Source organism: Hydrotalea sp. AMD (genome assembly GCF_004100315.1).
GTDB lineage: Bacteria > Bacteroidota > Bacteroidia > Chitinophagales > Chitinophagaceae > Hydrotalea > Hydrotalea flava.
In genome coordinates, this window is sequence record NZ_SCKY01000012.1 from 87,437 (window position 1) to 100,246 (window position 12,810).

12 protein-coding genes and 1 tRNA gene are annotated in these 12,810 nt (G+C 39.8%); 4 read left to right on the forward strand and 9 right to left on the reverse strand.

All coding sequences use genetic code 11. The features are described from left to right. A complete protein-coding gene (locus EO766_RS10370) occupies positions 1 to 1,560 on the reverse strand; it encodes a glycerol-3-phosphate dehydrogenase/oxidase (protein ID WP_074421113.1) in 1,560 nt (519 codons plus the stop codon). A 36-nt stretch (positions 1,561 to 1,596) separates the two neighbouring features. Then, positions 1,597 to 3,093 carry a glycerol kinase GlpK gene (gene glpK, locus EO766_RS10375; RefSeq protein WP_074421112.1) on the reverse strand — a complete coding sequence of 499 codons (1,497 nt, stop codon included), beginning with the start codon at positions 3,091 to 3,093 and terminating at the stop codon, positions 1,597 to 1,599. A 758-nt stretch (positions 3,094 to 3,851) separates the two neighbouring features. On the opposite strand from glpK, the gene EO766_RS10380 reads away from it, so the two are divergent. The 3 genes from EO766_RS10380 to EO766_RS10390 all read left to right on the forward strand — a co-directional run bounded on the left by EO766_RS10380 (position 3,852) and on the right by EO766_RS10390 (position 6,058). Beyond that, entirely contained in the window at positions 3,852 to 4,430 is a 579-nt protein-coding gene (locus EO766_RS10380; RefSeq protein ID WP_074421111.1) for a hypothetical protein, read from the forward strand. Between the two features lie 10 nt (positions 4,431 to 4,440). Continuing rightward, a complete protein-coding gene (locus tag EO766_RS10385) occupies positions 4,441 to 5,466 on the forward strand; it encodes a hypothetical protein (protein WP_074421110.1) in 1,026 nt (341 codons plus the stop codon). Positions 5,467 to 5,824: 358 nt separating this feature from the next. Further along, positions 5,825 to 6,058 carry a T9SS type A sorting domain-containing protein gene (locus EO766_RS10390; protein WP_074421109.1) on the forward strand — a complete coding sequence of 78 codons (234 nt, stop codon included), beginning with the start codon at positions 5,825 to 5,827 and terminating at the stop codon, positions 6,056 to 6,058. An 85-nt stretch (positions 6,059 to 6,143) separates the two neighbouring features. Here EO766_RS10390 and EO766_RS10395 read toward each other — a convergent pair. From EO766_RS10395 to EO766_RS10420, 6 genes are all read right to left on the reverse strand, one after another. After that, positions 6,144 to 6,217, reverse strand: a tRNA-Met gene (locus EO766_RS10395). A gap of 43 nt (positions 6,218 to 6,260) precedes the next feature. Then, complete coding sequence (locus EO766_RS10400) at positions 6,261 to 8,318, reverse strand: alpha-ketoacid dehydrogenase subunit alpha/beta (protein WP_074421108.1); 2,058 nt, start codon at positions 8,316 to 8,318, stop codon at positions 6,261 to 6,263. A gap of 32 nt (positions 8,319 to 8,350) precedes the next feature. Then, entirely contained in the window at positions 8,351 to 8,962 is a 612-nt protein-coding gene (locus EO766_RS10405; RefSeq protein WP_074421107.1) for a fumarylacetoacetate hydrolase family protein, read from the reverse strand. A gap of 115 nt (positions 8,963 to 9,077) precedes the next feature. After that, positions 9,078 to 9,656 carry an aminoacyl-tRNA hydrolase gene (gene pth / locus EO766_RS10410; protein WP_074421106.1) on the reverse strand — a complete coding sequence of 193 codons (579 nt, stop codon included), beginning with the start codon at positions 9,654 to 9,656 and terminating at the stop codon, positions 9,078 to 9,080. A gap of 177 nt (positions 9,657 to 9,833) precedes the next feature. Continuing rightward, entirely contained in the window at positions 9,834 to 10,415 is a 582-nt protein-coding gene (locus tag EO766_RS10415; RefSeq protein WP_074421105.1) for a 50S ribosomal protein L25, read from the reverse strand. Between the two features lie 169 nt (positions 10,416 to 10,584). Beyond that, positions 10,585 to 11,544, reverse strand: coding sequence for a ribose-phosphate pyrophosphokinase (locus tag EO766_RS10420; protein ID WP_218330904.1), 960 nt, complete (start codon positions 11,542 to 11,544; stop codon positions 10,585 to 10,587). 127 nt (positions 11,545 to 11,671) lie between these two features. On the opposite strand from EO766_RS10420, the gene radC reads away from it, so the two are divergent. Further along, a complete protein-coding gene (radC, locus tag EO766_RS10425) occupies positions 11,672 to 12,361 on the forward strand; it encodes a RadC family protein (RefSeq protein ID WP_074420094.1) in 690 nt (229 codons plus the stop codon). A gap of 53 nt (positions 12,362 to 12,414) precedes the next feature. On the opposite strand, the gene EO766_RS10430 is transcribed toward radC, so the two are convergent. After that, the gene (locus tag EO766_RS10430; protein WP_074420093.1) at positions 12,415 to 12,723 is read right to left on the reverse strand and encodes a DUF3467 domain-containing protein; all 309 of its coding nucleotides are present in this window, start codon (positions 12,721 to 12,723) and stop codon (positions 12,415 to 12,417) included. Positions 12,724 to 12,810: the final 87 nt, after the last annotated feature.

A 12,810-nucleotide genomic window follows, 5' to 3' on the forward strand; every position in this document is an offset into this window, starting at 1 on the left:
TTACAAGATATATTGTTTTGCCAAATTTGAAAAATGCAATATTTGTGCTGCTTTCCACTCTTCACTGTGAGATAGCTCCTGTTGCATTAAATAAGCCACAGCTGGAGCAGCCTCCAGGGCTGCATGCGCATCTAATAACAACAAGCGTATTCTTCGAGCCAACACATCTTCCACCGTTTGTGCCATTTCATGACGCACAAACCATATTACCTCTGCCTTGGTATAAGGATAATCGGGATGAATGGTTGTTGCCCAATCTTTATTTTCTTTCATAATATCCTGAATAAGGCGGGCATTGGTGCCATACAGATGCCAGTGGGTTGAAAAATTGATGGGCCATCCCCATTTACCAATGGGCAAAGTAGCAGTTACTGCAGGCTTTTTGGTTAATTTACCCAATTGTATGGCATGGTTGATTACATCGGCGGCCATACGGCGATAGGTTGTCCATTTACCACCTGTAATGGTAATTAATCCGGAAGCCGATACCATAATGGTATGATCTCTCGATATCATGGAAGTATTTTTCCCTGCTCCCTTTTTCCGAACCAAAGGCCGTAAACCAACGTACACGCTTTTAACATCACTCATTGAAATGGGCTTGCTGGCATAAATATTATAATTGTCAATAATAAACTGAATTTCTTCTTCCAATGGTTTGGGTTCTGTACTAATTTGTTCAACCGGTGTATCGGTAGTACCCACTATTACTTTGTGGTGCCAGGGAACGGCAAATAATACCCGCCCATCGGTGGTTTTAGGCACCATCAGTGCCTGCGTTGACTGAAATTTTTCCATATCAATGACCAAATGAACACCCTGTGAAGGAGCAATGGAATCGGGCATTTCCGGGTCATCCATTTCCATTACTGAATGGGCAAATACACCTGTGGCATTAATAATAGCATTGGCAGTTACGGTATATTTTTCGCCGTTGATGTGATCCTGAATTACAACTCCTGTTAATTGGCCGCCTTCGTTTTTTGTAAATGAAGCTGCAGCAGCATAATTTAAAACTGTGGCACCATAGCGGTGTGCCGTTGCTGCTAAATCAATACACAAACGGCTGTCATCAAATTGTCCATCTGTATACTGAATACCGCCCTTTAAATTCCCTGTTTTAATAAGGGGCAATGCAGCAATGGTTTTCTTTTTAGATAGTAAACGGGTTCTGCCTATACCCCATCCTATCGATAAAAAATCGTAAAACGCCAGGCCTAAAAAATAGAACCATTTTGTCCAAAATGAATATACCGGTACAATAAATTGCTGGGCATGTGCCAAATGCGGTGCATTCCGCAACAAACGGCCTCTTTCTTTTAAGGCATGCATCACCAAACTTAAGTTGCCTTGAGCCAGATAGCGCACCCCGCCATGTACCAATTTGGTAGAGCGACTGGATGTGCCTTTCGCAAAATCCAATTGTTCAACCAACAAGGTGCTGTAACCTCTGGTGGCAGCATCCAAAGCTGTACCTAATCCGGTAGCGCCGCCTCCAATAATTATAACATCCCAATGTGGTGTATCACGGATATTTTGAATCATCTTTTCTCTTTTCATGATAGCCTGACACTTAAAATATTAAAAAAATAAAAACTATTTATCGTTAGCCCAATGAATAGCAGCATTGACTGCACGATGCCATCCTGCCACAAGCTGTTGGGTTTCTTGGGGTGTTGCCTGCGGTTCAAAGGTTTGCTCCATTTGCCATAAGGCAGCTATTTCATCTCTACTACTGTAAAAGCCCACAGCAAGACCGGCCAGATAAGCTGCTCCTAATGCAGTTGTTTCTGTAATGGCAGGCTTCACTACATTACAACCCAATACATTGCTTTGAAACTGCATTAATAAAGCATTGGCAGTAGCGCCGCCATCTACCCTTAGCTCATGAATGGCAATATCACTATCAGCCTCCATGGCTTTTAGCACATCTACAGTTTGGTAAGCAATACTTTCAATAACGGCACGGGCTATGTGTGCTGCGGTTGTACCCCTGGTTAAACCGGTTAACATACCCTTGGCTTCCTGGTTCCAATACGGTGCACCCAGTCCTGCAAAAGCAGGCACTATATATACCCCCTCTGTGTTTTTTACATGTAAAGCCAATACTTCAATATCGGCAGCATGCCTAATCAGTCCCAACCCATCACGCAACCATTGTACGGTAGCTCCGGCCATAAATACGCTTCCTTCCAAAGCATATTCTGTTTTATCATCAATTTGCCAAGCAATGGTTGTTAACAGGTTGTGTTGTGAGTGTACAATTTTTTCACCGGTTTGCATTAACATAAAACAACCGGTACCATAAGTGTTTTTAACCATACCCGGCTCGGTACACATTTGCCCGAATAAAGCCGCTTGCTGATCACCTGCCATACCGGCTACCGGTGAAGCTGCATTGGTTAAAATAGCATGCGTAACACCATACACTTCGCTGCTACTTTTTACCTGCGGTAAAATTTGCAGGGGTATGTTCATTAATTGCAGTAAATCTTCATCCCATTGCAGGGTATGTATATTGAATAACATGGTACGTGAGGCATTACTTACATCGGTAACAAACACCTTACCGTTGGTTAACTTCCACAATAACCAGCAATCAATAGTGCCAAAACACAATTGGCCTTTTTCTGCTTTTGCTCTGGCGCCGGGCACTTCATCCAAAATCCATTTTAATTTAGTAGCAGAAAAATAGGCATCAATTACCAACCCGGTTTTTTGTTGAATGGTTGGTGCCATGCCTTCTTTTCGCAGTTGGTCGCAGTAAGCAGCGGTACGCCGGTCTTGCCACACAATGGCGTGGCAGATGGGTTCGCCGGTACGTTTATCCCATACTACGGTAGTTTCACGCTGGTTGGTAATGCCAATAGCAGCAATTTGTTGCATGGTAATTTTTGCTTTAATCACTGCTTCAGCAGCTACACTCATTTGTGTACTCCAAATTTCATTGGCATCATGTTCTACCCAACCGGGTTGGGGGAAATGCTGGGTAAACTCTTTCTGAGCAAGAGAAACTATATTGCCTTTTTTATTGAAAATAATGGCTCTGCTGCTGGTAGTACCTGCATCAAAAGCCAGAATAAATTTTTCCATATCGCCATCGTTTGGTTGGAAGGTAATAAATTATAACAGAATGAGTTTAAAATATAAATTAATTTTATGTATATTAATAGCAATAAAGTAAGTTTCAGATTATAATTACCGCGATTTATCCCGATGCCACCCTGCAGGTATTAGCTTACCTAAAAATTTTACAACAAAGCAAAGTGCTTTTGCCATTTCAAGGTACATTCAAACACATAACACACTTACTTCAACCAAAATCTCCATACAAACGCATGGCCATTCAACTACCCTTTACGCTAAGCAAAAAACCGGTTTAAAAACTACAACGAATCAACCAATTGCTCGTTGCAAATGACATTTAGGCATATTCGATGCAAGTTCGGTTTTCAACGCTGTTAAGTCGAACATGCCTCGAACAATTCTCGAACCAATTTGCCTGCAAATACCCTGTTTGCGGGGTGTAAAACTGCAAAAATGACAGCTAATTATTTTCCATGAAAGCGTTATCAGAGGCTATCAAATAGGTACCCAAAGGGGGCATTTAAAAGCCCAATGGTAACAAAAGTGATGAAAAACTATTTTAATATTAGGTGATTTCACTACGTAGAAATACGTTATTTTAAATGAAAATTTCCGTATATTTTTATGGCATAACATTTTTGCTGTTATGCTTACCCTGTTTACCAATATACCTGCCATACCACGCAGCCCGCCGGTGCTGCACCCCCTTTTGTATAAATAACAACGAATCACTATTCATTTTTTCACCAAAATCATTACTTTTTATGAAACTTTTTTTCAGCTTTTTATTACTACTCTGTTGCACCCTAACCGCACATGCCCAATTAGAACAAGGCACCTGGCTGGTGGGGGGTGCATTTAGCTTTAGTACTGATGAAAGTAGTACGCCCTATCCAAATTCTACAATTATTAGTGTTTATCGAAATACAAATTTTAAAATAAATCCAAGTATTGGCTTTTTTCTTTTTGATAAATTATCTGTCGGCATTAAACCTCAATTTACCTGGTACAAAAGCACTCCAATTTCAAATGCTGTGGGCAATGCAAACTATATACGCTATTGGGTAGGCCCTTTTATACGTTATTATTTGCTTAATCCAGAGAAACAATGGAACTTTTTAACCGAAGCAAACTATCAGTATGAACTTACTGTACATAAACCAGATAAAGTAGGTTCGAATAATTATTCTTTTAATGCAGGGCCAGTTGTTTATTTAAATTCATCAGTAGGCGTAGAATTTTTAATGGGCTACTATTATTTAACCTATGGTATGGGGAAACAATTTTCCGAATTCAGAGGTGTACAATTAAATATTGGTTTACAAATTCATTTAACAAAATAAAAATATTTATATGAAAAAAATAATTTTTCTGTTTTGCAGTTTAATACTTACAGCAACAGTGATAAAAGCACAGGCAACATACTCAATTATGCCAGATATTAATCAGGAATATTGCCCAAATCAAAATATTAATTTCACTATTACAATTACAGGAGCAACGAATGTTAAACTTTCCTCTACAGCTAATATTATTCCACCCACAATTGTAACCCCACTTGCACAAGATCAATCAAATCCTTCAGTTTATACTTTTACAGGTAGTTTTCAAGATTATAATGAGCAACAAACTTTTACTTTGTATTATGATGATCTTACTTTAGGAACTGGAAAATCACATGATTTCACATTTACTAAAATTAAGTCACTCAATATTCCTTCCCCTCTGTATTCTCAGGTTAAGCCAAATCCTGCTAGTATAACTGCACCACGTTGCCAGAGCCAGAATTTTAATATTTATTTTAATAATGTACAATTTTCCAATTCTGCCTTATCTACTCCTATTGCCTATGGAACCATTACCGATTATGAATATCTTTTACCAAAGGGATGGATGCTGAATGGACAAACTGCTACGGGTACAAACTGGTTACCCGGTAAAAATAATGTATCTGTTACCAGTGATTTGTCGAATGGAGATAATACTTATATCCAAATAAGAGCAGTAAATCCCTGTGGTGCTAATCTGATCAAAGGGCATAATTCCGATATAGGTTTAATAAGGGTTTCCCGCCCTGCTCCTACTTTAAGCATAACAGGTAATTCATTTAACTTATGTAATGCTACCAGTGGTGCATATACTATTAATGGAATACCGCCCGGTGCCACCGTACTTTGGCAAATAGATAATACTACCCTTGCACAAATTAATGGCCCTAATAATACCAACACCATTAATGTTACCGCCAATAGCAATGGCTTTAATGGAGATGTGGTTTTAACTGCTACCGTTCAACAATGCACTTTTACTTATCCGGTTATGGCTACCATTACCCATTGGTACAGGAACACTACCTACTATAACCAATTTAAATTATGATAACAGGTGCGGCTCTTTTGTAGAAGCTTATTGTAATAACCCACCTAACTCTACCGGATTTATCTGGAGTTTTAATTTTGGACAGATTGTTCAAAACAATCCCGGTTATTATGGTAATTATTTTAAAATACAACCCATACCTAACCAAAGCACGCCGGGTAATACCTATTATGATTATTTAAGTGTACAGGCCACCAATAATTGTGGCGTATCGGCAGCCAGTGCTACTACTTCCTTCACCATTGGGCCTATTGCTGCTAACTGCGGCAGTGGGGGTGGCAAAGGATATTTAAGTACAGGCCCGGTTATTGGTCAACCTCTTGCAGAAAGCAAGGCTTCCACCAACAACAATGTGCGAGTGTTTCCTAATCCCGTTAGGGCTTCACTCACTATTCAACTGCCCGATAGTATTCACTTATCGAACACCTTTATTACCATTACCAATTTAGATGGCAGGCGGATAATTACCCTGCATCCCAATAGCCTTAGCCCGCTTATTTCCACTACACATTGGGCGGCAGGTATGTACCTTGTTACCATTTATGAGGGTACTAAAAAAATTGCTGTACAACAAATTATTAAATATAATTAAATACTTATGCCCGTAATCAATACCCTACAACTATCCTGAAAAAGCAAGGCGGCCACTGCATTGGCAAGTGGCCGCTTTTTTTATGTAGCGAGGATGGGAATTGAACCCATCACCTCAGGGTTATGAATCCTGCGCTCTAACCAACTGAGCTACCTCGCCATTTCGGGCTGCAAATATAGTATATAGAATGGTTTGGCAAAGTTTAGTAGGCTAAAAGTTTCGCTATTCGTTTTTCAATTTCGGTAACAGAGGGTAGCATAGCAGCTTCTAATGCCAAATGAATGGGTACTGCAGGTGTGTTTAATGCACCAATTACCTCAACCGGGGCATCTAAAAACTGATAACAGCTATGGGTAATTCTGTAGGCCAAAGCTTCAGCACAAGAATTATTTTGCTGTTCTTCCGTAAGCACCAATACTTTACCATGGCGGGTTACGGTTTCTATTAATAATCTCTCATCTAAAGGAAAAAGGGTACGTAAGTCAATTATTTCTACCTGCCCCGGAAAAGCCTGGGCAGCCTGTTTAGCCCAATAGATGCCCATGCCGTAAGTAATGACACAAATAGAGGTACCCTGCTTAATATGCTGTGGTGCTGCTTCCAATACACTTGCTGCTTTGCCTAATGGCAGCACATAGTCGGCCGCCGGTTCGGGCATTTTGGCCCCTTCTGTACCGGGCAGTTTACCCCAATACAAACCTTTATGTTCTAATATAACCACCGGATTGGGGTCGTAAAAAGCAGCTTTCATTAATCCCTTCATGTCTGCTGCATTAGAGGGATATACTACTTTTATTCCCTTGATAGACAATAGTGTACTTTCAATACTGCCGCTGTGGTAGGGGCCACCACCCCCATAAGCACCAGTGGGTATGCGCAACACCATTTGTACCGGGAATTTGCCATTACTGAGGTAGCATGATTTGGCAATTTCAGTAACCAACTGATTAAAGCCCGGATAAATATAATCGGCAAATTGTACCTCTACTATGGGCTTTAAACCGGCAGCCGACATGCCCGCTGTAGAACCCACAATATAAGCCTCCTGAATGGCCGTATTAAATACCCGATTATCGCCAAATTTTTCGGCTAAAGTAGCGGCTTCTCTAAACACACCTCCCAAACGCCTGCCTACATCCTGCCCGTACAATAAGGCCTCAGGGTGGGCAGCTAAAATTTCTTCAATGGCATGTAAGGCCGCATCTACCATTAACACTTTTTCAGCCGTTTTGGGGCTTCTTTCCCCTTTTTCTTCGGTTATGGTAGCTGGCGCAAATATATGGTCGGTTACAGTTGCAGGATTGGGTTCAGGAGCAGCCACTGCTTTTTTAAATGCGGTTTGCGCTATTTGCCGGGCAGCCCCTTCTACTTCCAGCAAAGCTGCTTCAGTAACACGTGCTTCTAATAATGTTTGCCGAAGATGCGGAATGGGATCATTTTCACTATGCTGTTGCAGATTTTCTTTACTACGATAAAATTCACGCCGCACCCCGCTGGTGTGGTGCCCTAATAATGGAACGGTAGCATGTACCAACACAGGCTTACGTTCAGTACGGGCATAAGCAAATGCCTGTTGCATGGTTTGATAACTTTGCACAAATTGGGCTCCGTTACATTGCAGTTTATGCAATCCTTTAAATCCATCGGCATACTCAAAAGCATTCATGGTACGTACTTCAGGAGTGGCAGCACTAATGCTCCAGCCGTTATCCTGCACCAAATAAATAATGGGTAATTGTTTTAAAACGGCAAATTGCCAGGCTTCGCTCACTTCACCTTCGGTTACGCTGCCATCGCCCAATGAACACAACACTACGGGCAATGGATTGACGTTGTTGGGCAATAAACCCTGTTGCAGTTGGTATTGAATAGCTTGTGCAATACCGGTAGCGGGTACTACCTGCATACCTGTAGCACTGCTTTGGTGCATTATTTTAGGTTTATCGGCATCGCGGCTGTTGGGATGGCAGTAATAAGAACGCCCACCCGAAAATGGGTCGGTGGCTTTGGCCAATAATTGTAACATCAATTGTTCAGGTTCAAACCCTGCTGCCATCATTAAACTATCGTCTCTATAATAGGGACTGAGCCAATCGGTATGTAATAATTGTAATCCGGCGGCTATCTGAATGGCTTCATGGCCTGCTGAGGTAGAATGTACATATATGGTAATGGTTCGGTTTTCTTCGTAAACGGCTGCCATAGAGCGGGCAGTAAACATGATGCGATAAGCACGCAAAAGCAAATCAGTCGTTAGCATATTTTCCCTACCGTTACCTGCAGTAGCGGTAATTATTTAATGGTTAATTCAAACATTTTTTCTTTACCCAGGAATCCGGTTAATTCATCGCCCACCACACATTCACCCACACCGGCGGGGGTACCGGTAAAAATTAAATCGCCAATATTGAGTGAAAAATAATTGGAAATATGTGCAATTAGATAATCTACCGAATAAATCATTTGTGAAGTATTGCCCAATTGAACCTGTTCATTGTTTTTGAAGAGCGAAAATTCAATCGGTTTCTTCATCATATCTTTTTCAACAGGCATCCATTTGCCCACTACGGCCGATTGATCCCAAGCCTTAGCCTTCTCCCAGGGCAGACCTTTTTTCTTTAATTCATTTTGAATATCACGGGCTGTAAAATCAATACCAACAGTTATTTTATTGTAAAAATGCTGTGCATCTTTTTGTTTAACATATTTACCGTTTTTACAGATTTGGAAAACTAATTCGGCTTCGTAATGTAATTCGTTGGTAAATTCAGGATAATAAAAAGGAACATTGGTTTTTTGTAAAGCCGATTTAGGCTTCATGAAAATAACCGGCTCTTCCGGAATGGCATTTCCCAATTCTTTTGCGTGTTCTGCATAATTTCTTCCAACACAAAAAATTTTCATACTCCTGTTAATTTAGGGTTACTACGTAATATACCCTTTGCCACTTATCTAATCAATATCGCGAATTTACTTAAATCGAAGTAAAGTTTTTCATATTGGCTCAAAAATGATAAGATTAGGGGATAAACTTATAGCTGTTAGCCATATTCATTGTTTTTTCTATACCCACAGCAGCGAATTGTTCAATGATATCTACACATTTTTCAATTTTTTGCCGAACGATGGGTTGTTCATTGGGGAGCCATTTGCTTAAAACAAATTCGGCCTGCATGCCTTTGGGATAGTTATTGCCAATACCAAAGCGTAATTTGGGGTATTGGTCGGTACCAATTGTTAATTGAATATCTTTTAACCCGTTATGGCCGGCCGGGCTACCGGAAGCACGTAAACGGAGTACTTCTATGGGCAAAGCCAGATCATCTACAATGGTTAAGGTTTGTTCTAAGGGTATGGCTGTTTTATCGAGCCAGTATTTAAAGGCTTTTCCACTTAAATTCATAAACGTGGTGGGTTTAATACAAATAAACTGATGCCCTTTCCATTTTACTTCGGCCTTAAAAGCAAGCCGGTCGGGCATAAAAAAGCCTCCATGTTTTAGTACAAAAGCATCAGCCACATCAAAGCCTATATTGTGGCGGGTATGCATGTATTCGGGGCCAATATTACCTAAACCTATAATTAAAAAATTTTTCATGTATGTTTTTATTTAGTCCTGGCTTCAGCTATTCTAATATTCTATGCTGCAAGCTAGTGAACCAATCCAATTAGGTAAACATTTATGACTGTAAATATATTAATAGCAGAGGCAAATTAAACTCAAAAAAAATCCCCCGGCAAACACCGGAGGATATATTTAGGTTGATCCTGAAACTTATTTTTTGGCAGGTGCTGCAGCTTCTTCCTGCTTTAACTGACGTGTCATTACTACAGAGGCGATTGGAATACGTGGAGAGTTTAAAATTTCCATGTGCTCCGCCTTTACATCTTCAACGCGGATATTACCGTTTAGTTCCAGATTGGTAATATCTACTTCAATAAATTCACGCAGGTATTTAGGTAAAGTTTTTACTTTCAAAGCCTTCATTTTAATCACTAATTTCCCTCCACCTTTTACACCGATAGAAGTACCGGTAAAATGAAGGGGTAAGGTTGCAATTACTTTTTTGTTATCCTGCAGTTCTAATAAATCAATATGATCCAATGAATCATTCACCCTGTCAAACTGCAAATCTTTTAAAATACAACGGTAGGTTTTACCGTCAACTTTAACTTCAGCAATCTGAAATTCTGCTGTGTACACCAGATCTTTAAAGGCCTTTACAGGCGCAGCAAAATTAATTTCTTTTTCGCCACCGTAAATTACACCTGGCACCATTTCCTGAGAGCGAATTTGTCGGGTGGCTTTTTTCCCGGTTTCGGTCCTCAGTTGTCCATCGATTGTAATCGTTTTCATTGTTGTTTTTGTTTTAATAACTACTTACTTTTTTTTATTGGGTATTGTAGTTATTGTGAGATAATTTTTTGGATGGCAAAGGTAAGGGAATGCACCTAAAAAAAGCACCAGCCAATAAAATTTATCGTTTACCGGTGCTTTCTATATTTTTCTGGCACTTAAATAGTCTTTAAACTCTGGTATTTCTTAGTTGCGAATGAATGAACAGGCTGGTAATGCTTTTGTTTTCGTAAGCATTTCTAATAGCAATGGCAAATAAATCGGCTACAGAAAGTACTTTTATTTTTTTGGTATTGGGATTAGCTAAAGGAATGGTATCGCAAACCACCAATTCTTCCAGTTCACTGTTTTCAATATTTTGGTAGGCATTACCACTTAAAACCGGATGGGTACATAAGGCACGCACACTGGTAGCGCCTTTTTCTTTAAGCAGGGCAGCGGCTTTTGCTAATGTACTGCCTGTATCGCAAATATCATCAATTAAAATAATATCTTTTCCGGTAACATCGCCAATTACTACCATGCTGGCAATTTCGTTGGCACGTTTTCGGTGTTTATCGCAAATAACCATTTCTGCATTAAAATAACTGGCAATTTCGCGAACGCGGTTACTACTGCCCACATCGGGCGATGCGAAGGTGAGGTTGTCTAATTTCAATTGTTCTATGTATGGAATAAAAATAGCGGAACTGTCTAAATGATCTACCGGTATTTCAAAGAAAGCCTGAATTTGCGGTGCATGTAAATCCATGGTAATAATACGGTTGGCACCGGCTGCTTCTAACAAACTGGCTACTAATTTGCTGCCAATGGCCACCCTTGGGCGGTCTTTTCGATCCTGGCGGGCATAACCATAATAGGGAATAACGGCAATAATTTTATAGGCGCTGGCTCTTTTGGCCGCATCAATCATCAATAACAATTCCATTAAATTATCAGCCGGGGCAAAAGTGCTTTGTACTAAAAAAACATAATCACCACGAATACTTTCTAAAAAAACCGGCTGCATTTCGCCATCGCTGAATTTTTGAATATTTACTTTCCCAAGCGGAGCGCCAAATCGTTGTGCAATTTTTTCTGCTAATTTTTGCGAACCGGCACCGGCAAAAACTTTAACTGAAGGATTCATAATAACTGGAATGAGTTGCGAAGATAACCATTCAACGAGGAAATGAGAAAACAGGATTTCCGCATTTTGTGAACAAAGTTTATTTTTATAATACATAAAAAATCATCTTCATTCATATCAACTGCTTATGGCACAAACCAGTATTAAACAATGGGCTGTAGATGACCGCCCCAGAGAAAAAATGTTATTGAAAGGATGCGGTGCATTAAGTAATGCAGAGCTACTGGCTATTTTAATGAATAATGGAACTGCCAATACATCTGCATTGGAATTAGCCAAAACTTTGTTGCATGCAGTAAACAATAATTTAACCCGATTAGCGGGGATGAGTGTACCTGAAATACTCCAATTAAAAATTAAAGGAATAGGGCCTGCAAAAGCAGTAACCATTGTTGCCGCATTAGAGTTAGGAATTAGAACCCATACTTTTCAACAAAAGAAAGCATGTGTTATTACCAGTAAAGATGCCGCCGATTATTTAAGGGCACAATTGCAACACAAACCAATTGAAATGTTTGTGGCTATTTATTTAAACCGTGCCAACAAAATAATACGGCATGAAGTAATTAGCACCGGAGGCATTACGGGTACAATAGCCGATCCGAGAATTATTTTAAGAAAGGCCTTAGAATGTAATGCCAGTTCAATGATTTTATCGCATAACCACCCCAGTGGTAATTTAAAACCCAGTCCTGCAGACAAAGAACTAACCCAAAAAATAAAGCAGGCTGCTTTATTAATTGACATGGTGGTATTAGACCATATTATTGTAAGCCATGAAGGTTATTTCAGCTTTGCTGATGAGGGACTATTATAATGAAAACACATAATATATTAATATACTATATATTATATGTTCCAAACACCTATTTATGCCTGTGCAGTAGGCCCCCCAAAGTTGAGTGGAATTTCAACCTGTTCCATATCCTGAATAGGGCCATTGGCAGCCTCGTAACGTTGAATATTTTCGGTTAATGCTTTCATGAAACGCTTGGCATGCATGGGTGTTAAAACAATTCTGCTTTTTACTTTACTTTTTGGTGTGCCCGGCATTACATTCACAAAATCTACCACAAACTCAGCATGGCTATGGGTAATGATGGCTAAGTTGGCATATACGCCTTCGGCTACTTCTTCAGAAATTTCAATATTTAACTGGTTATTGGGCACTTGTTGCATGTAATTTAAATTTTGTTCGAAGATAGGGCAAGCTATTCATTCCTAAACATAAAAAAGCGACAGAAATATTGCTCTGCCGCCTTTTAG